At 67.1% G+C, this 20,469-nt stretch carries 16 protein-coding genes; 15 read left to right on the top strand and 1 reads right to left on the bottom strand.

The window, feature by feature from the left end; all coding sequences use genetic code 11:
- Positions 1-55: 55 nt before the first annotated feature.
- From FGS76_RS08130 to FGS76_RS08060, 15 genes are all read left to right on the top strand, one after another.
- Positions 56-1,423: a TolC family outer membrane protein gene (locus FGS76_RS08130; protein ID WP_170214432.1), complete on the top strand. Its 1,368-nt coding sequence runs from the start codon at positions 56-58 to the stop codon at positions 1,421-1,423.
- A gap of 62 nt (positions 1,424-1,485) precedes the next feature.
- Complete coding sequence (locus FGS76_RS08125; RefSeq protein WP_138772127.1) at positions 1,486-2,097, top strand: biliverdin-producing heme oxygenase; 612 nt, start codon at positions 1,486-1,488, stop codon at positions 2,095-2,097.
- Positions 2,094-2,918: a heme/hemin ABC transporter substrate-binding protein gene (locus tag FGS76_RS08120; RefSeq protein WP_138772126.1), complete on the top strand. Its 825-nt coding sequence runs from the start codon at positions 2,094-2,096 to the stop codon at positions 2,916-2,918. The genes FGS76_RS08125 and FGS76_RS08120 overlap by 4 nt, the downstream gene beginning before the upstream one ends.
- Positions 2,905-3,930, top strand: a complete 1,026-nt coding sequence (locus FGS76_RS08115; RefSeq protein ID WP_240692470.1) for a FecCD family ABC transporter permease — start codon at positions 2,905-2,907, stop codon at positions 3,928-3,930. The genes FGS76_RS08120 and FGS76_RS08115 overlap by 14 nt, the downstream gene beginning before the upstream one ends.
- Before the next feature lie 3 nt (positions 3,931-3,933).
- The gene (locus FGS76_RS08110) at positions 3,934-4,719 is read left to right on the top strand and encodes a heme ABC transporter ATP-binding protein (protein ID WP_138772124.1); all 786 of its coding nucleotides are present in this window, start codon (positions 3,934-3,936) and stop codon (positions 4,717-4,719) included.
- 59 nt (positions 4,720-4,778) lie between these two features.
- Positions 4,779-5,555 carry a TetR family transcriptional regulator gene (locus FGS76_RS08105; protein WP_138772123.1) on the top strand — a complete coding sequence of 259 codons (777 nt, stop codon included), beginning with the start codon at positions 4,779-4,781 and terminating at the stop codon, positions 5,553-5,555.
- A 433-nt stretch (positions 5,556-5,988) separates the two neighbouring features.
- Positions 5,989-7,908 (top strand): TRAP transporter permease, encoded by a 1,920-nt coding sequence (locus FGS76_RS08100; RefSeq protein ID WP_138772122.1) that lies wholly within the window; start codon positions 5,989-5,991, stop codon positions 7,906-7,908.
- A gap of 65 nt (positions 7,909-7,973) precedes the next feature.
- Positions 7,974-10,085, top strand: a complete 2,112-nt coding sequence (locus FGS76_RS08095) for an acetate--CoA ligase family protein (protein WP_240692469.1) — start codon at positions 7,974-7,976, stop codon at positions 10,083-10,085.
- Positions 10,086-10,118: 33 nt separating this feature from the next.
- On the top strand, positions 10,119-11,150 hold the full coding sequence (locus FGS76_RS08090) for a TAXI family TRAP transporter solute-binding subunit (protein ID WP_138772120.1): 1,032 nt from the start codon (positions 10,119-10,121) through the stop codon (positions 11,148-11,150).
- Between the two features lie 36 nt (positions 11,151-11,186).
- Positions 11,187-12,467 carry a DUF1254 domain-containing protein gene (locus tag FGS76_RS08085; protein WP_138772119.1) on the top strand — a complete coding sequence of 427 codons (1,281 nt, stop codon included), beginning with the start codon at positions 11,187-11,189 and terminating at the stop codon, positions 12,465-12,467.
- Between the two features lie 102 nt (positions 12,468-12,569).
- Positions 12,570-13,841, top strand: a complete 1,272-nt coding sequence (locus FGS76_RS08080; protein WP_138772118.1) for an alkyl sulfatase dimerization domain-containing protein — start codon at positions 12,570-12,572, stop codon at positions 13,839-13,841.
- A 39-nt stretch (positions 13,842-13,880) separates the two neighbouring features.
- Positions 13,881-15,014: a porin gene (locus FGS76_RS08075; RefSeq protein ID WP_138772117.1), complete on the top strand. Its 1,134-nt coding sequence runs from the start codon at positions 13,881-13,883 to the stop codon at positions 15,012-15,014.
- Positions 15,015-15,244: 230 nt separating this feature from the next.
- Positions 15,245-16,441 (top strand): acyl-CoA dehydrogenase family protein, encoded by a 1,197-nt coding sequence (locus FGS76_RS08070; RefSeq protein ID WP_170214431.1) that lies wholly within the window; start codon positions 15,245-15,247, stop codon positions 16,439-16,441.
- A gap of 10 nt (positions 16,442-16,451) precedes the next feature.
- Positions 16,452-17,573, top strand: coding sequence for an acyl-CoA dehydrogenase family protein (locus FGS76_RS08065; RefSeq protein WP_170214430.1), 1,122 nt, complete (start codon positions 16,452-16,454; stop codon positions 17,571-17,573).
- Positions 17,566-18,348, top strand: a complete 783-nt coding sequence (locus FGS76_RS08060; protein WP_170214429.1) for an enoyl-CoA hydratase/isomerase family protein — start codon at positions 17,566-17,568, stop codon at positions 18,346-18,348. The genes FGS76_RS08065 and FGS76_RS08060 overlap by 8 nt, the downstream gene beginning before the upstream one ends.
- 18 nt (positions 18,349-18,366) lie before the next feature.
- Here the strand turns inward: FGS76_RS08060 and FGS76_RS08055 are convergent, their stop codons facing one another.
- Positions 18,367-20,427, bottom strand: a complete 2,061-nt coding sequence (locus FGS76_RS08055; RefSeq protein ID WP_138772113.1) for a TonB-dependent copper receptor — start codon at positions 20,425-20,427, stop codon at positions 18,367-18,369.
- Positions 20,428-20,469 lie beyond the last annotated feature (42 nt).

Genomic DNA, 20,469 nt, shown 5'->3' with positions numbered 1-20,469 from the left:
TGTCCCTGGTGGCTGGCATTGCGGCCGGTATTACGGTCGGCATAGTGGCAGGCGTGTGGGTTGGCGTGGCTTGCTGCTGGTGCTGTGCTGGGCGCTGAGCCCGGCGCTTCCTGCTTTGACCCTGGAGCAGGCGTTCGATGCGGCGCTGAGCCACGACGCCGGTTTCCAGGCGGCGCTGCAGGAGCGCCAGGCCGGCCAGGAATTCAAGGCGCTGGGGCGCGCCAACCTGCTCCCCAGCCTGACCTTTACCCACGGCTGGGCCAAGAACCGTTCCGAGGTGGAGCGGGACTCCCAATTCGGCACCGTCACCGAGCAGCGCGATTACCGCAGCTACAACGCCGCCCTGCGCCTGGAGCAGCCGCTGTTTGATTACGGCGCCTGGGTGGCGCGGCGTATCGGCAACGACCGGGCGGCCCGCGCCGAGCTGGAATTCGAGGCGCGCCTGCAAACCCTGGCCACCGATACCCTGGAGGCGTACACCGGCGTGCTGCTGGGCCGGGATCGGAAACGTCTGGCGGAGCGCCAGGTGACGGTGCTGGAAGCACTGCGCGAGCGCAACGGGGCCCTGGTGCGGGCCGGGGAGGGCACCGTCACCGAGCAGTTGGAAACCGAATCACGGCTGGCCCTGGCCCGGGCCGAGCTGATCGGCGCGCGGCAGCAATGGGCGTTGGCGCGGCGCCGGCTGAATACCCTCACCGGCCTGTCCGTGGAGCCCGGTACGCTGCCGGAAAGCACACCCCGGGCGCCGCCACTGCCGGCCATGACGCTGCCCGAATGGTTCCAGCAGGCGCGGGCACACAGCCCGGTGCTGGGCCTGCAACGCAGCGATCTGCGCGTGGCGGAGGGGGAGGTGGAACGGCAGCGGGCCGGGCATTTTCCCCGTCTCAGCCTGTATGCCAGCACCCGGCGCACGGACTCGGACAGCGAAACCACCTACGGCCAGCACTACGACACCGACACCATCGGCCTGCAACTGAGCGTGCCGCTGTACGACGGCGGCGGCGTCAGCGCCGCCCGGCGTCAGGCGGTGGCCCGGCGGGCGGCCAGCGAATACCGGCTGCGTGAACAGCGTGAGACGGTGCTGGCGGCGGTGGAGCAGCGCTGGCTCGAATGCCAGGACGACCTCCACAGGCTGCAGGTGCTGGCCCTGGCGGCGGACAGCGCCGAGCAACTGGTCACCGCCACCCGGCGCAGCCTGGAAGGCGGTGAGCGTAACAACCAGGACCTGCTGGAAGCGCAACGCCAGGCCCATCAGGCCCGCCGCGATCTGGCCGAGGTCCGCTACCACTATCTCAACGCCTGGCTGGGGCTGCACCGTGACGCCGGGCTGCTCACCGTGGCCCGGCTGCGGGACGTCAGCCAGGCGCTGGTCAGCAAGGGAAGTGAAAGCGTCGCCGAGGCCACTGTCCCGCACGCGCCTTGATCCGTCATAACGGAAAAGGGCGGTGGAAACCGCCCCGTCCACGGCTACCAAGAGGAACCACCATGACCACTGTTGCCGACCCGACCCAAGCGGACCGCACCCTGTCCGCCCGGCTGAAACAGGAAACCCATGCCATCCATGACGCCCTGGACAGCCGCATCAGCGCGCTGTCGCCGTTCCTGGATCGTGAGCATTACGCCCGCTTCCTGCGCGTGCAGCTGCGCTTCCAGACCGCCACCGCGCCGCTCTATGAGCGCGACGACCTGCAGCAGGGGTTCCCCGGCCTGTTGGAGCGCAGCCGGGTGGATCTGATCGAGGCGGACTGCCGCGACCTGGGCATTGCCGAGGCGGACATCGAAGCGGACCGGGCCGCCGGTCGGGCGGCGGCCATTGAGGGCGGCCAGGCGGTGATCGGCTGGTTGTACACCAACGAGGGCTCCAACCTGGGTGCCGCCTTCCTGTTCAAGCGCGCCCAGAAAGAGCTGGGACTGAGCGCCGAGTTCGGCGCCCGCCACCTGGCCGGCCATCCGGATGGCCGTGGCCTGCACTGGAAGCGTTTCAAGGCCCAGTTGAATGAGCTGGGGTTGGGCGAGGCCGAGCAGGAACAGGCGCTGGGCGGCGCCCGGGCGGCCTTCGCCTTTGTCCGTGAAGCGGTGGAAGCGGTGATGGCATGAGGGCAGGCCTACGACTGGCAACCGCGCTGCTGGCTCTGTGGATGGCGGCGGCGGGCCATGCCCAGCAGCGTCTGGTGGCGGCCGGCGGCGAACTGACCGAGATTGTTTATGCCCTGGGCGCCGCCGACCGGCTGGTGGCGGTGGATTCCACCAGCAATTATCCGGCGGCGGCGCGCCAGTTGCCCAAGCTGGGCTATGTGCGGGCGCTGCCGGTGGAGGGCACCCTGGCGATGAAGCCGGATCTGGTGCTGCTGTCCGGGGAGGCCGGCCCGCCGCCGGCGGTGGCCCAGCTCAAGCAGGCCACCGAGGTCCGCGTGATCGATCCGCAGTGGAGCCCCGCCGGCCTGCTGGCCCGGGTCGAGCAGGTCGCCGAGGCGCTGGGGCTGCAAGAGCGCGGCGAGCAGCTGAACGGGGAGCTGCGCCAGCGCTTCGCAACCCTGGATAAACGGCTGCCGCTGGCCGACCCGCCGCGTACTCTGCTGGTGCTGTCCGCCGGCCGCCACGGCGTGCAGGTGGCCGGCAAAGGCACCCAGGGCCAGGCGTTGCTGGACGCCCTGGGCCTGCCCAATGTGGCGGACGGGGAGGGCTACAAGCCGCTCAACGCGGAAGCGGTGCTGGCCACCAACCCGCAGTTGATCATTATCGCCGAGACCCGCCCGGGCAGCTTCCAGCCGGAGCAACTGCCGCTGCTGGACAGCACCGAGGCCGGTGCCCAGGGGCGGGTGCTGGTCACCGATGGCATGCTTCTGCTGGGCTTCGGCCCGCGCCTGCCGGACGCCATGGAGACGGTGCTGGAGGTGGCCACCGGTGAGGGACGCTGAGCCCCGGCGCTGGCCGGTGGCGCCCACGCTTACCGTGCTGGCGGTGCTGCTGGCGGTAGCGGCCATGATCGCCGCTCTGGCCGGGCCGCTGTCGGTGACGCCGGCGACCCTGTGGCAAGGGCTGTGGTACGACGGGCTCGGGGATGGCGGTGGCGAGCCCGGTTACCGGGTGGTGCGCGATCTGCGCCTGCCGCGCATCGTTATGGCCACCCTGGTGGGCGCGGCGCTGGCCTCCACCGGCGCCGCCCTCCAGGGCCTGTTCCGCAATCCCCTGGCCGACCCGGGCCTGATCGGTATTTCCGCCGGCGCCGCTCTGGGCGCGGTGGCGGTGATCGTGCTCGGTGGCGGTGCCCTGGGTCACCAGGCGATTCCCCTGGCCGCCTTTCTGGGCGCGCTGGTCACCACCTTCCTGATGTGGCGCATCGCCTCCCGGGGCGGTGAAACCCGGGTGGCCCTGCTGTTGCTGGCGGGCATTGCCATCGGTGCCATCGCCATGGCGCTCACCGGCGTGCTCACCTTCATGGCCGACGACAATGAGCTGCGTACTCTGACGTTCTGGTCCATGGGCAGCCTGGCCCACAGCCGCTGGTCCGATGTCGCCCTGGTGGCGCCCTGGTTGCTGGCCGGCACCCTGCTGATGCCACTGCTGGCGCGGCCGCTGAACGGCCTGATGCTGGGCGAACAGGCGGCGCTGCACCTGGGCCACGGTGTGCCCCGGGCCAAGCGCGCGGTGATGGTGCTGGGGGCGGTGTCGGTGGGGGCGGCGGTGGCCGCCGCCGGGCAGATCAGCTTTGTCGGCCTGGTGGCGCCGCATCTGGTGCGCCTGCTGATCGGCGTCGACCATCGCTGGCTGATCCCCGGCGCCGGCCTGCTCGGTGCCTTGCTCACCGTGTTCGCCGATACCCTGGCGCGCACCCTGGTGGCGCCGGCGGAGCTGCCCATCGGCCTGGTGATGGCGTTGCTGGGCGGGCCTTTCTTCTTGGTGCTGCTGCTGCGCCGCAACGGAGTTTGATCAATGAGTGATGCGCTGCTGGACGTGGCCGGCGTCACCGTGCGTGCCGGCCAGCGGACGCTGCTGTCCCAGGTGCGTTTCCAGGCCCGGGCCGGCGAACGGCTGGCGCTGTTAGGCCCCAATGGCGCCGGCAAGTCCACCCTGATGCGGGTGCTGGCCGGCGACCTGAGCCCGGACGCCGGCGCCGTGAGTCTGCACGGCAGATCATTGCGCCACTGGCCCCTGGCGGAGCTGGCCCGGCGCCGCTCGGTGATGCTGCAACACACCCCGGTGGGGTTTCCGGTGCGCGCCGACGAGGTGGTGGCCCTGGGCCTGCCCGGGCGCCGCCACGGCAATGCCGGCGATCCCCTGGTGGGCGAGCTGCTGGCCCGCTTCGGTGTCGCCCACCTGCGTGGGCGGGCCTGGCCGTCCCTGTCCGGTGGCGAGCAGCAACGGGTGCACCTGGCCCGGGTACTGGCCCAGATCTGGGACACCCCGGGGCCGCGCCTGCTGCTTCTGGATGAAAGCACCTCGGCGCTGGACCCGGCGCAACAGTATCGGGTGCTGGAGCAACTGGAGGTGCTGGCGGAGCAGGGCGATTACCTGATCGTACTGGTTTGCCACGATCTCAACCTGGCCAACGCCTTTGCTTCCCGGGTGCTGATGCTGGACCAGGGCCGGCTGTTGGCGGACGACGGGCCGCGCCGGGTGCTGACCCCGGAGCGGCTGGCGGCGGTGTATGGCCTGCGCAGCCGCTGGTTGGAACACCCGGACGGGTCGGTGCTGCATGTGGAGGGAGCGCTCGAATAGGCGTACTAATGGATTGGTGTTAGTATCAGGCCATTAATCCGTCTTTAAGGTGAAAGGGAATGGCGGCAGCGAAGAAGGCGACCGGTCGCAAGAACAGCAACAAGAACAGCAAAAAGAACGCACCGGATGAGACCACCGGCACCCGCCTGGAATTGACGCTGGCCGCCGAGAAAGTCCTTGCCATCAATGGCCTGAATGGCGGCACCCTGCGTCAGATTCGCGAGGAGGCGGGGCAAAAGAACGAGTCCGCCATCCATTACTATTTCGGCTCCCGGGAAGCGATCATCCAGTCGGTTCTGTCGTTGCGGTCCAAGCCCATCGACGCGGACCGCCGGGCGATGCTGGAGCGGGCACGGGCCGAGGCCGGCGGCGCGCCGCTCTCCACCGAGCAGCTGGTGCGCTGCGGGTTGCTACCGCTGGCGCGTTACGTGCTTGATAACGAGTCACCCGGTTTTTACCTGCGTTTTCTGGTGCAATTGCACGTGGAACGCGCCGCCTGGCTGCATTTCAACAGCGACTACGGGGTGGGCACCGCGCAATGCCTGGAAGCGTTCTTTGAAAGCAAACCCTATCTGCCCACCGCGTTGATCGAGCAGCGCTTCCTCAGCATGTTGTTCATGCACATCAACGGTATGGCGGCCATGGAACGGATCCGCTCGGAGAAGGGCGAGGACTTTCGCCGGGCCGAGGCATGGATTCGCGTTGAGGATATCATCGCGGGCAGCGTGGCCATGTATGACGCGCCGCTGTCGCCGATGACATTGAAAGCGATCCATGAGGCGGATGAGTTGTACGGAGACTTGCCCGCCTATACCCGTATCGCCGTCAAGCGGTAAGGGGTTTGGGTCCCGGGGCCGTTACCCGTGTTACCCATAGTGTTACCAAAAGTAATGGTTGGACATTATTGTTCAGCGATATTTTGATGCTCTGACATTACTTTCTCTTTTTCTCGCCACATCCTCCTGTTGTTTCCTGGTGCCTGCTGCCGCTGTTGCGATGTGCTTGCGCCAGCCTGCACCTGTTCCCTTCCTTGGGGGCGTTTCCGCCTGAATAAGCCTTTCTAATCAATGTTATGCCCGTATGGGTCAGGCTGTATCCGTGACCAAAACGTCTGTTCACGTGGCGTGCGGGTGGGGTGGTCTGGCTGTTCCGGCGGTGCGGGACGGTTTGCCTTGTTGGGCATAAATAATTGACAGCCATTAAATGTCCGTGATCTTATAAACCAACAATAATACCAAGGCGGACTGGCAGGTCCGCGGGAGAGGCAGAGTGCTCACAGATTCAAGCCGCAGGCTCGGCCTGGCCATTGCCGTGGTGCTGGCCGCCATCAGTATCTACACATCCCTTTTCGGTATCTTCGATCCCGGCTATCAGCGTCCGCTGACCTTCGCCGCCTGCGTGCTGGTGGCGGTGCTGGTCAAGCCGTTGGTTAGCCTGTACAGGCCGCGCAACGGGGCGACGCGTTGTCTGTTCTGGCTGATCGATGCGCTGCTGGTCGGCGCCGTGCTGCTGGCGGTGGCCCGTTTCCTGAGCTTCGCCGGCGCCATGGAAAACATGCTGGTGGACTACAGCCGCACCGACCAGTTGATCGCGCTGGCCGGGGTGGTCGCGGTGATCGAACTGGCGCGGCGGGAGTTCGGGCTGGGGCTGTCGCTGTTCGCCGGTGTCACGTTGCTGTATTGCCTGTTCGGCGATCTGCTGCCACCGGCGGTGCGCCATGCCGGCTTCTCCCTGGATCAGGTGATGCAGGGGATGTGGTACGGCTTCAGTGGGGTGTTCGGCGCGCCGGTGGCGGTGATGATCGAGCTGCTGTTCATCTACATCGTGTTCGGCGTGATTCTGGAAGCCACCGGCGCCGGGCCGGCGCTGGTGCGCATGTCGATCCGGATCACCGGTCGGCTGCCCGGCGGTCCCGCCCATGCGGCGATCTTCGCCAGCATGCTGTTCGGCACCATGTCCGGCAGCGTCACCGCCAATGTGGCGGGTACCGGGGCCTTTACCATTCCCATGATCAAACGCCGTGGTTTCAGCCCGGCCTTCGCCGGCGCCGTGGAGGCGGCCGCGTCCACCGGCGGGCAGGTGATTCCTCCGGTGATGGGCGCCGCCGCCTTTATGATGGCCCAGCTTACCGGCACCCCCTATCTGCTGATCTGCGTGGCGGCGCTGTTGCCAGCGCTGTTTTATGTCAGTGCCCTGTTCGCGGCGGTGTATTACGAGGCGCGCCGGCTCGGCATCGAAGCCACCGCCGAGCATGAATTGCCGGTACTGACCAAGGACGACTGGCTGCGCTCGCTGATGTTCGTGGCGCCGGTGCTGACCGTCATTCTGGTGCTGGCCGCCGGGCGCTCGCCGGCCATGGCCGGGGTCTGGGCCACCCTGGTGGCGATGGCGTTCGGCTTTATCAATCCGGAAATCCGCCGTCGTCCCTGGTCGCTGATCGTGGCGCTGGCCGGCGGCGGCGTGGCGGCGTCGCGCATCATGATCGCGGTGGGCGCCATCGGCGTGGTGATCGCCGGCATGGATCTCACCGGCCTGGGGCTGAGCTTCGCGCAGATGGTGGCCGGGCTTGGTGAGCACAGTCTGCTGCTGAGCCTGCTGCTGACCGCGCTGGGTTGTCTGGTGCTGGGCATGGGTATGCCCACCTTGCCGGCTTATCTGATCATCGTGCTGGTGATGGGCCCGGCGCTGAGAGCGTTCGATGTGCCGCTGATCGCCGCTCATCTGTTTGTCCTGTATTTCGGCGTGTTGTCCGCCATTACTCCGCCGGTGGCGCTGGCGGCCTTCGCCGCGGCGCCGCTGGCCGACGCCAACCCGATGAAGGTCGCCGGTGCCTCGGTCAGGCTCACTCTGGTTGGCTTCCTGGTGCCTTTCCTGTTTGTCTTCAACCCGTCCCTGCTGCTGATCGTCGACGGCTTCAACGTTGTCGATCTGGTGTGGGGCGTGCTGCGCATTGTGCTGGTGATCTGGGCCGTGACCACCGGTTTCGCCGGCTTTGGCGGCGGTCGTCTCACCGTGCTGGCCCGGGGGCTCCGGTTCGTGGTGGCGGCGCTGTTGATGATGCGCGGCACCTCGGTGGAGCTGGTCGGCCTGGTGATGGCGGTGGTGATCCTCTTCTTCGACTTCGTGCCCCACCGCCGTCCCCGCTGGATGGGCCAGGCCAGTGCGCCCAAGCCATTAGCGGACCGGTGATTCCGTTGGCCTGCACCAACTCGTGCAAAGCAACCAATGAAGAGAAAGTGATGCCTGGAGACTCAATGATGAACGCTTTTGTAGCGCGCCCCGTCGATTCACTGGACGCCGTTTTCAAGCCGCGCTCGGTGGCCGTGATCGGCGCCAGCGCCACGCCCACCAAGATCGGCGGGTTGCCAATCGCCTTTCTGCTGGCGCAGGGATACCAGGGCGAAATCTTCCCGATCAATCCGAAAGCCACCGAAGTGCAGGGCCTGAAAGCCTACCCGCGCATCGCTGAAGTGAGCGGCAGGGTGGACCTGGCCATCGTGGCGGTACCGGCCAGCCTGGTGGGCCAGGCCATCGACGAGGCCATCGCCGCCGGCGTCAAGGGCATCGTGCTGTTCTCGTCCGGTTTCGCGGAAATCAGCGAGCAGGGCAGGGCGGCTCAGGACGATCTGGTCGCCCGGGCGCGCGCCGCCGGCGTCCGTGTGCTCGGCCCCAACTGTCTGGGTTTCATGAACCTTTCCGAAAAAGTGTTCGCCACCTTTTCGCCGGTGGTGGGGCAGGGTGTGACCGCCAGCGGGCGCATCGGCCTGGTCAGCCAGAGCGGTGCCTATGGGGCCTACGCCTTTACGCTGGCGCGGCAAAGAGGGCTGGGACTCAGCTACTGGATCACCACCGGCAACGAGGGCGATGTGGATTTCGCCGATTGCCTGCGCTGGCTGGTTCGTGACCCGGATACCGATGTGATTCTCGGCTATATGGAAGGCTGTCGGGACGGGGCCAAACTGGAGCTGGCTTTGGCCGAGGCCCGCGCCGCCGGCAAGCCGGTGGTCATGACCAAGGTCGGACGCACCGAGATCGGAGCCCAGGCGGCGGCCTCCCACACCGCCGCACTGGCCGGCGAGGACGCGGTGTTCGATGCGGTATTTCGCCAGTACGGCGTCTATCGGGCCTATTCCATCGAGGAGTTCTTCGACGTGGGCTATGCGTTCTCGGTGGCGGGCATTCCGGCCGGGGACAATCTCGGTGTGTTCACGGTGTCCGGCGGCGCCGGCGTGCTGATGGCCGACGCCGCCGACGATGCCGGACTGCCGATGCCGGCGCTGGGCGCGGACGGCCAACGCCGCATTCGTGAGCTGGTGCCGTTCGCGGCGCCCCGCAATCCGGTGGACATCACCGGCCAGATCACCAACGACGTGGGCCTGTTCGAGACCAGCCTGGAAATCATGCTGGAACAGGGCGACTACCAGTTGGTCGCCACTTTCCTGGCCGCCGCCGGTCAGGGCCCCATGGGCGAGCAGATCGCCGACCAGATCGGTCGCGTCCGCGCCCGCTTCCCCGACCGGGTGTTCTGTGCCGTCTCGGTATTCCGGGACTCGGTGCGTGAGCGCCTGGAACAGCACCGCTGCCTGGCGTTCGAGGATCCCAGCCGGGCCATTCGCGCGCTGGCCGCGCTGGCCGGGTTCGCCCGCCAAAGGAACAAGGCATTGCCGGCCTCACGGACCGTCGAAGCGCCCACTCTGACGTTGCGCGCCGGTAACTATTCCGAGGCGGACAGTTTCCAGGTTCTGGCGGATTTCGGCGTACCGGTGCCGGAATCCCATCTGGTCGCCGACGGCGCCGAGGCGCGCCAGCGCATCGCGGACGACGGTCGCGCCTGGGTGGCGAAGATCGCGTCCGCGGACATCCCGCACAAGTCCGACATCGGCGGTGTACGCCTGGGGCTGCGCGGCGGTGACGCGGTCGCCGAGGCCTGCGACGCGGTGTTGGCGGCGGCCCGTCAGGCTTGCCCGGAGGCGCGTATCGACGGCGCCCTGATATCGCCGATGGAAGGCGACGGCGTGGAATGCATCGTCGGCGTGCAACGGGACCCGACCTTCGGCCCGGTGGTGATGCTGGGCCTGGGGGGCGTGTTGGTGGAAGTACTGAAGGACGTGAGCTTTCGCAGTGCCCCGGTCAATCGGGACATGGCCCTGGAGATGATCGACGAGCTTCGCGGTCGCGCCCTTCTCGACGGCGTGAGAGGGCAAGCGCCCTCGGACGTGTCCGCCCTGGCGGATCTGCTGGTGCGTGTTTCGGAGTTCGCCATGGCCAGCGGCGACAGCCTGGACAGTCTGGACATCAACCCGGTGCGCGTGCGCTCCGCCGGTCACGGCGTGGTGGCGTTGGACGCCGTGGTTATCGGGCGCTGATCGCGCCCCAACCTTTCCCATTAGGAGACCGATATGACAATAAAATCCCGTCTTTTCACCCTGTTCACTCCGCTGCTTACCGCGCTGGTTTTACTCAGCGGCACCGCTAGCGCGGAGCGTAACCTGCGCATGCACACTGCCCAACCCGGTTCATCACCGTATGTGTTCGCGGTGACGTTGCAGTCGGTGCTGCAGAAGAATCTGCCGGTGCGTATCAACCTCACCTCCGGCATGGCGTCCACCCGTTCCACGCTGGATGCGGCGAAGGGGCAGGTGGACCTGTACGTGGGCAGCCAGTCCATCAACCATTTCATGAGCACCGGCACCGGTATGTTCAGCCAGATGGACAGCGCTCCGGAGCTGTTCAAGCACGTGCGTACGATCATGAGTTTTCCGCTCGGCCCCTACCACATCATGGTGCACGACGACTCCGGCATCGACGCGCTCAAGGACATCAAGGGCCGCCGCGTCTTTATCGGCCCGCCGGGCGGTGCCGCCACCCTGGTGGCGCTTTCCATCATCGAGGGCGCCACCGGCTACAAGGCCGGCAAGGATTACGACATGGCGCGGCTGGATTGGAATTCCGGGCAACAGGCTTTCCAGGATGGCCAGGTGGACATGTACATCGGGCCCACCCAGTTGCCGTCGGCCTCCATCGAGCAACTGGTCATGCTGCAGAAGGTTCGCTTTCTCGGTATCCCGGATGAAGCGTTCGACAGTGAGCCAATGAAGGAGGTGATGTCGCTGCCGGGGCGCACCGTGTCGGAAATACCGCCGGGCATCTACGGCGCGAATCAGGTCAACGAGAAGCCCGTCAAGACGGTCGGCACCTGGGTCACCCTGGGCACCCAGGATCAGCTGGACGAAGAACTGGGCTACCAGATCACCAAGACCCTGTTCGAGAACATCGACGTTTTCCACGACGCCGCCAAGTTCATGAGCACTGTCACCCTGGAAAACGCGCTGGAACAGGTGAACACGCCGTTGCAGGCCGGCGCGCTGCGCTATTACCGCGAGGTCGGTCTGGAGATTCCGGACGACATCGTGCCGCCGGAAGCGCGCTAATCCTTGATTACCTTCCCTCGCAGTAAGGAGAGAACCATGACCGAGCAACACCTCGCGGTATCGCCCGCGGAATTGAAGGTCGCCGCCCATAAGGCCTATATCTATACGATGCCGTTGGTGCTGATGGAGACCACCCGCAAATGGCGGCAGAAGCACGGCGCGAACCTGTTCAATCACGCCCGCAAACTGCTCACCCATCGCAACCGCTGGGTGACCACGCCCAACAACGACACGCTGTATTCCGACGGCTGGCTGGACCTGTCCCATGGCCCGCTGCGGATCACCGTGCCGGACACCGGCGAGCGTTACTTCTCGCTGGCCTTCATGGACATGTACACCAACAACTTCACCATCCTGGGCACCCGCACAACCGGCAATGGCGGTGGCGTGTACACGGTGGTCGGGCCCTATCACGAGGTGCCGGCGGATGCGGAGAACGTGATCCGCGCGCCCACGCCGCGGGTCTGGGCGCTGGCCCGGCTGCTGGTGGACAGCGAAGAGGATCTGCCCGCCGCCCGCGCCATTCAGGATCAGCTTTTCGTCCACGAAGGCGCGGTCAACGAACCGGTGGACCCCGGTGAACCGGTGCTGCGCGATGCGCCCTGGAACCAGTACCTGGCAGAGGCCAACTACCTGCTGCGGCGCGAACCGCCGCCGGTGACCGACGGTCTGGTGCTGGAGGAAATCAGAGCGCTGGGCATCGGCCCGGATCAGCACTTCGATGCGCAACGGTTCGACGCGGAACAGGCGCAAGCCATCGAGGCCGGGCTGAAGGAAGCCCACGACTGGTTGGCGCGCATCCAGCGGGCCCGCGCGGCGACCGTCGAGGGGTGGACCTACCCCAATGCGCGCACCGGCGATTTCGATCAGTCCTATGTGCTGCGTGCCGTGGTGGCGGTGGGCGGGCTGGCCGCGCTGCCGCCGGAGGAAGCTTTCTATATGCGGGCGGAGGGCGACGGGGAGGACGGGCTCTTCGACGGTAACCAGCGTTACCGTCTGCATTTTCCCGCCGGCGAACTGCCGCCACTGGAATCGTTCTGGTCGCTGACGCTGTACGAGGCCATGGACGACGGTCAGTTCTTCTTCGCCGATACACCACTGAGACGGTACGCCATCGGTGATCGCTCTCCAGGTCTCCGCTTCAACGACGATGGATCGCTGGACATCTGGATCGGGGCCGACAGCCCCGGCGCCGATCGCGAGAACAATTGGCTGCCCGCCAACAGAGGGCCTTTCTCGCTGTTTTTCCGTGGGTACATGCCGAAGCGGGCTCTTCTGAACGGCCATTATCGGCTGCCGCGCGTCGAGCGGCTGTAACCGACCCACTCCCCGTTACTGGTAAACAACGACGGCGCCGCCGGCGGCCGTTACGGGCACCCCTGTGCCCGGGATTCGCGGCGGCGCCTCGGGAGAAGCACCATGAGCGAAGAGAACAACAACACGGATCAGCGGCCCGACGCGGCCAAAAAGACCGCGCCGATCCTCGGTGAGTTCCTGCTTTCCGACCAGGAACTGCGCGGCCTCGGTGATGGCGTGCACCTGCTCGGCGGCCAGGGCAACAGCGTGGTGGTGGAAACCGCCAACGGCCTGATCCTCACCGATACCGGCCCCGGTGGCCGTGTCACGCGCGCCATGATCGCACGCATCCGGGCGTTCACGGACAAGCCGCTGCTGGCCATCGTCTACAGTCACGGTCACCTGGGTTACAACCACGGTGCCCGGGCCTGGCTGGAGGACGCCGCCGAGCGCGGCCATCCGCGCCCGGACATCATCGCCCAGGAAAATCTGCCGCGCCGCTACACGCGTTATCAGGAAACCTGGGGGCTGCAAGCGCACTTGAACGGGCTTCAGTTCAACGCCCGCTTTCCGGAGCAGCCGCCGGAAAAATGGTTCACCTACCCGAACATCCTGTTCCGGGATCGGCACGTCATCGACGGTGGCGACCGCCTGGTGGAAGTGCTGGCGGCCCCCTCGGAAACCGACGATGCGGTGGCCCTGTGGTTGCCGGAAAGCCGGATTCTCTATGCCGGCCCGGCCTTCATTAAATCGATCCCCAATATTGGCACGCCACTGCGTACCCTCCGCGACCCGGTGCGCTGGGCCGACACCATGGAGCGGCTGATGGCGCTGCAACCGGAGCTATTGATTCCGGAATTCGGCAAGCCCGTGGAAGGCGCGGACGCCGCCCGGGAAGCGCTCAGCCTGACCGTCACCGCCCTGCGTTATCTGCGCGACGAAACCGTCAAGCGCATGAACCTGGGTATGAGCGAGGCGGAAATTCTTCATGACATGGACTACCCGGAGCAGATCTTCGGCCATCGGTGGATGACGCCGAACTACGGCATGCCGGACTACATCGTTCGTGATATCTGGCGCTCCGAGAACGGCTGGTGGGACCGCAACGCCACCCAGTTGCATCCGGCGGCCCCTCGGGCGGTGGCGGAAGCGCTGCGCGAGGCGATCACCGATCCGGAACATGTGCTCGAACTGGCCGGCCGCAAAGCCGGACAAGGCGAGCCGCAGCTCGCCTTGCACATTCTGGATTTGCTGTCGCCGGATTGCTTGCGCGATGAAATCGGCCTGCGTGCCCGCGCTTTGAAGGCGGACCTCCTGGAGCAACGGGCCGAGGCTTCGCCTTCCTATGTGTCCGCGCAGATCTACCGCTCCGTGGCGAGGCGGCTGAAGCAATAACAACGATGCAATAACAACAAAGCTACGAGGAGAGAAAAAATGAAAAAACCGTGTTGCCAGAAAATCATCGCCGCCGGTCTGTTCGCGGCGCTGCCGCTGGCCGGCCAGGCCGCGGAGATTCAGGTGCTCGAACAGGTGCTGCACCCGGAACGGGCGATCACCAAGAAAGTGGAGCTCTACGGTGCCCTCCGCCTGTCGGTGGACTACGCGGACTCCGATGTGTCCAAGCAGGAAGCGGACGCCAACCCGAATCTGTCCGACGGCGATCTGGGCGTATCCAGTAACACCAGCATGATCGGCTTCCGTGGCGAGGTGCCCTACGACGATCACTACACCTTTCTGTGGCAGTACGAACAGCAGGTGGACATCGACGACACCGACGCCGGCGACGTCTGGACCACCCGCGACAGCTTTCTCGGTCTGGATACGCCGGCCGGCACCTTCCTGATCGGTCGCATCAACACGCCGTTCAAGAACATGGGGGTTTCCTACCTGGGCTATTTCAATACCACCATCGGCGATACCCACGCACTGCTCGGCGCCGGCTCCGTGGGCGGCGGTCCCCGCCTTGATCTGCTCGGCAGCAACAGCCTCAACTGGAAGTTCGACCTGGCCGACCTGAACGTGGCGTTGCAGTACTCCACCGACCAGAGCGGATCGATTCGCGCGGTGGATGACAACGACCGGGACAGCGCCAGTGTATGGTTGAACTGGCAACCGGGCGACCTGCGCCTGGACGGCGCCTATATCCATTATTCGGACTTCTACGCCACTGGCAGCCTGGAAGCCTGGCGCGCGGCCGCCAAGTACACCTTGGGCGCGCTCACCCTGGGCGCCATCTACGAAGACGTCCAGCCCGACAATTACGCGCCGCTGGACCGTCGAGCCTATGGTGCTCAGGCGGTCTTTAAGGTGGCGCCGCGTTGGAACCTGGCGGGCCAGTGGCACCATGCCGAGGAATCCGCCGTGGGCGACGACGAAGCCGATCAGTACAGCGTCGGCGTATTCCACTCCCTCAGCCCTTCCGTATTGCTTCACGCCATGTACTCCATGACCCGCAACGGCGACGCCGCCGCGTACCGGGTCATGGACTATGCCCACGGGGATCGGGTTGGAACCGCATCCGGCGGCGCGCCCTGGGCGGTGTCGGTGGGCGCGCAACTGAAGTTCTGAACCGGCCCGACGAGGGTCAACCAGTGGTCCACGGCACGGCATGGCGCTTCAGGCATTTTCCACGGTGCCCGAGCGGGATGAACCCGCCGCGGGGGCGAGGCTCTCCCCCTCCCCGCGGAAAGCGACGATGGACCGACCGTTCCGTGCCCTTCGCGTCGGCCCCGCGCCGGCGCCTTTTTATTCATGATCGCGACGGTGACGCCGGCGCGGACCGCCAGGGAGGATGTGCAATGACAGACCCGCTTGATCGGCGCGAGGAACGCCGGTTTCGAGAGGAAATCCGTGAATTCGTGATCGCGGAAGTGCCCGAAACGATTCGCCAGAAGGTGGCGCAAGGCCGCGATATCAGCCGCGCCGAAACGATCACCTGGCAGCGAAAACTGGTGGACCGGGGCTGGGGCGCGGTGCACTGGCCGCAACGCTGGGGCGGCACGGACTGGGGGCTGCACAAGCGTTTCGTGTTCGAAGAGGAAATGGCGCTGGCCGGCGCCCCCGGTGTGCCGCCCTTCAATACCCGCATGCTCGGCCCGATCCTGCTGGAATACGGCACCGAGGAGCAGAAGGAACGCTTCCTGCCCGGCGCGTTGACGCTGGAGCAGTGGTGGTGCCAGGGCTATTCGGAACCGTCCGCCGGCTCCGACCTGGCCTCGTTGCGCACCCGGGCGGTGCGCGAGGGGGACTTCTACCGGGTCAACGGCGGCAAGATCTGGACCAGCTATGCCCATTACGCGGACTGGATGTTCTGTCTGGTGCGCACCAACAGCGACGTGAAGCAACAGAAGGGGATTTCCTTTCTATTGCTCGACATGCGCAGCCAAGGCGTCTCGGTGGAACCGATTCATCATTTTTACGGGGCCCACATTCTCAATCAGGTACTGCTGGACGATGTGCGGGTGCCGGTGGATCAGCGCATCGGTGAGGAAAACACCGGCTGGACCACCGCCAAGGCGTTGCTCGAACACGAGCGCCTGGCTACCTCCCGGCACGCCGAGGCCACCCGCAAGCTGGGGCGTTTGTTGGCGCTGGCCCGTCACAACCGGGACGGCGATGGCCCCTTGTACCGGCGCGCCGACGTGCGCGCCCGCATCGCCGAGGTGGCGGTGCAGGTCAAGGCGCTGGAATTCGCCACCCGTCGAGGGCTGGACATGCTGATCCGCGACGGCCGCATCGGTGTGTTCGCGTCGTCCCTGAATCTCAAGGGCGTGGCCACCAATCAGGCGGTGGACGAGGCGATCCTGGACATCGCCGGCGCGGACGCGCTGGCCGCCGACCAGGCCTACGACGGCTTGCCACGGGGCCTTCTCAATCGCGGTGGCGACGCCCGCTATGTGGCGGAGTCCCGTTATTACCTGCGTGGGCCGGCGATCGCCGCGGGCTCCAATGAAGTTCAGCGCAACATCATCGCGCGGCACGCGCTTGATCTGTAAGGAAACCGGCATGCAATTCGTTCTGACGGAAGAGCAGCAGCTTGTAAGCGACACCGTGCGCAAGCTGCTGGAAAAGGAATGGGACCCGCGCCGTGACCAGGCCCTGTCGTCGGCCCACGCGGTGGATGGCCCGGTCTGGCGTCAGCTCGCCGAACTGGGGCTGCTGGGCGTGGCGTTGCCTGAATCCCATGGCGGCTCGGGCCTGGGCGCGGTGGCGCTGGGCGTGCTGTGCGCCGAGTTCGGCCGCCAGCAATGGCGCGCTCCCTTTTTGGCCAGCGCGGTGCTGGCGGGTACCGCCCTGGAGCAGGCGCCCCAGGGTGAGGTCCGCGATCACTGGCTGCGGCAACTGGCGGAGGGCCATGGCGTGCTCACCCTGGCGGCTCTGGAAGCGGACGCCGGCTACGATTACCGGGCCATCGCTCTGACCGCGCGGGCGACGTCCTCCGGCTGGCGGCTGGACGGCACCAAGCATGTGGTCATGGATGCGGCCTGCGCGGACGCCTTTCTGGTCACCTGCCGGATCGACGAAGCGCCGGCCCTGGTGCTGCTGGAAAAGGATCATGCGGGCCTGGAGGCGGCACTGTTCACCGCCTTCGACGGCACCAGCCTGGCCACCTTGACGCTCACCGATGTGGCCCTGCCGGAGAGCGCGGTGATCGCCCGGGGCCCGGCGGCGCACAACGCGCTGGACGCGGCCCTGGCCCACGCCGCCCTGGCGGCGGCATCGGAAACCCTGGGCGCCTGCGAGGGGGCGTTCGAACGGACCCTGGATTACCTGCGGTTGCGCGAGCAATTCGGCACCCGGCTGGCGACGTTCCAGGCGCTGCGCCACCGTGCCAGCGATCTGCATGCGGATCTGGAAATGCTGCGCTCGCTGGTGTGGGGCGCGGCCGACGGCCTCATGCGCGACCCCCGCCATGGCGATGCCTTCGCCGCGCTGGCGCTGGCGGTGCCGGTGGGCGACCGCGTGTGCCGGGAGGCGATTCAGCTGCACGGTGGCATCGGCATGACCCAGGAGCTGGGTATCGGACGCTACCTGCTGCGGGTCAACGCCCTGAGCCGGCTGTTCGGCGATGCCACCCACAACGGCTGGCGCTATCTGGAATCCCTGGAGGACGAACACCATGACTGATCAAGTGGTTTTGATGGAAAACCGGGACAAGGTGGCGGTGGTCACCCTGAATGCCTACGCCATGCGCAACTCGCTGGGCGCGCCGGGCGTGCGCGAGGGGCTGATCGACGCCATCGAGCGTTTCGAAGCCGATCCGGCGCTGCGTGTCCTGGTACTGACCGGCGGCGGCGGGGTGTTCTCCGCCGGTGGCAATCTGGACGCGCTACGCCGGATCCGCGACGAGCAGAAGATTCTGCGGCGGCTGGAAGGCGGCGCGCCCTTGATGGAACGGATGCTGACCTCCGACAAGCTCTACATCGCGGCGGTGGAGGGGCCGGCCTTTGGTGCCGGTCTGGGCCTGGCGGCGTCCTGTGATCTGATGGTGGCCGCCGACGGCGCCCGTTTCTGCGCCGCGCAGATTCGCGTGGGCGCCGCGCCGGACGGCGCGCTCTGGTGGTCCTTGCCGTTCCGGGTGGGAGCCGGCCGGGCCCGGCGCATTCTGCTTACCGGCGAGGAAGTCTCCCGGGACGATGCCCTGCACATGGGGTTGGCGGACATCGGTGCCGCCCAAGGCGAGGCCCTGACCGTGGCGCTTGGCCTCGCCGAGCGGCTCGCCGCCGGCCCACCGTTGGCCCAGGCCTCGGTCAAGCGGATGGCCCGGGAACGGCCGGACGATATGCTCGAATGTCTGCGCGTGGAACGGGAGATCGCCGCGCGCACCTTCGCCTCCGATGACTTCCTGGAAGGCGCCAGCGCCTTTCTGGAAAAGCGGGCGCCGCGTTTCACCGGCGATTAAAGACGTTCCGCCACGGGCTTAGAAGGTCAGGTCCATCCTCGCCCAGACGGTGCGGCCCGGTTCGTTGATGCGGCGGTTGCCGGGGAACCCGAAGCCGGCGTTGCCGGCCAGGTTCAGGTGCTCGGCGTAGGCGCGGTCGAACAGGTTGTCCACGCCGGCGCTCAGCCGCAGGCTGCGGTTCACCCGCCAGGCGCCGTTCAGGGCCAGGGTGGCGAAGCCGCTGCTGTCGCCCAGGTCGCGGCCCACCACGGTGCCGTTGCCGGCATCGATGCGGTGCTGGGCGTCCACCAGGCGGGCCAGGGCGGCGGCGCTCCAGTCACCGCGCTGGTAGTTCAGCCCCAGACGGCCTTCCAGCGGCGGAATCTGCGGCAGCGGCTCGCCGTCGTCGCGGTTCTCGCCACGGGCATAGGCCAGGCTGGCATCGCTGCTCCAGTGGTTGGCGAAGCGCCAGGTGGCGCCCAGCTCACCGCCCATGATGCGGGCGTCCACATTGTCCGCCTGGCTGGTGCTGCCCATCATGCCGCTGCGATAGCGGAACAGAATGTAGTCCTCGATACGGCCCACATAGGCGGACACCCAGGCGTCCACGGCGTCGCTCTTGTATTGGGCGCCCAGGTCGAGCTGGGTGGTTTTCTCCGGTTCCACGCCGTCGAAGGCGTTGACGCTGCCGGTGGGGCCGGCGTCCGCGGAGAACAGTTCCCAGTAGTCCGGGAAGCGTTGCGCGTGGCCCAGGCCGGCGTAGACGGTGGCGCCCCGGCCCGGCAGGTCGCGCTCGTAGCGCAGGAAGCCGGAGGGCAGGGTGTCGCGGCGTTCGTCGCCGGCGGTGGGGTTGGCCATCGGCATGCCGCCCATGCCGCCGCTCTGGCTGGCGCGATGGTCTTCCGCCGTGTGGCGGTCCAGGCGGGCGCCGCCGATCAGCCGCGCCGGCCCGTCCAGGCGCCGGGTGACCTCGGCGAAGGCTCCGTAGCGCTGGAACTCCGCGTCCTTGACTCTCGGTTCGCCGTGGTAAGCATCCACGCCCATGGCACTGCGTTTCCGGTGGCTGCTGGTCTGGGCGTCCACCCCGGCGACCAGTTCCGTGCTTTGCCACAGCCAGGTGCCCTTGAGGCGGCTGCCCAGGGTGCGCCGGTCCACGTTGGAGGCCATCGGGCCGGCCATCATGCCGGTGCCCGACGGCGTGCGCAGGCTGTAGTTGTCCATCACATGGTCGGCGTAGTTGTAGTAGACCTGGCCTTCGATGCGTTCCAGCACATCCCCGAGGGCGCCGAAGCGCCAGCGCAGGCCCAGGCTCTCGCGGTCGAACTGGCTGCCGTCCATGCCGCGCCCGGCATAGCGGGCTTCGCCATCGCCGCGCCCGGCGCGCACTTCGATCAGGGCGTCCGGGGTGGGCGTCCAGCCGGCGGCGACGTCGGTGTTCCATTTTTTCCAGCGCGACGGTACCCGGTCGCCATTGCCATCCCGGTAGTCGTCCGCTTCGCCATGGTTGCCGCTGAAGCGCAGGTAGCCGGGGCGGGCGCCCAGGGTGGCGTCCACCACCTGGTCCCGGCGGCCATTTGAGCCGGCCAGGAAGGCGGCGTTGAGGGACTGGTCAGGAGCATCGAAATACAGCGGCTCACGTTCGAACAGCACGGTGCCGGCGGAGCCGGTGGGGCCCCACTGCACGCTTTGCGGGCCCTTGATCACGGTAAGCCGGTCATAGGTTTCCGGGGCGATGTAGGAACTGGGCGCGTCCATGCGGTTGGGGCAGGCGCCGATCATCTCGCCGCCGTCCACCAGCAGATTCAAGCGCGAACCGAACTGGCCCCGCAGCACCGGATCACCGTTGCTGCCACCGCTGCGCACCGCCGAAAAGCCGGGAATGGTCTTCAGGTAGTCGGCGGCGTCGCTGGCCGGCACCGGCTGGCGCGGCTCGCCCGGATCGGTTTCCAACGTCAGCGGCGACGACGGCGCCACCGAGGTGATCACCACCGGCGCCAGCCAGTGCTCGCCGTTGGCGTCGACGGTGGGTTCAGCGGCGTGCAGGGCGGCGGCCGGAGCCAGCAGCAGAAGGGCGCCGGCGCGGCGGTGGGGTGCTTTCATGGCGGGGTCTCTCGCGGTTCAAAACGCGCGGGACTCTAGCAG

Origin of the sequence: Alloalcanivorax gelatiniphagus (assembly GCF_005938655.1) — a bacterium.
Classification (GTDB): Bacteria; Pseudomonadota; Gammaproteobacteria; order Pseudomonadales; family Alcanivoracaceae; genus Alloalcanivorax; species Alloalcanivorax gelatiniphagus.
The sequence above is the reverse complement of the archived record's forward strand: the minus strand, read 5'-3'. Positions and strand labels throughout refer to the sequence as shown.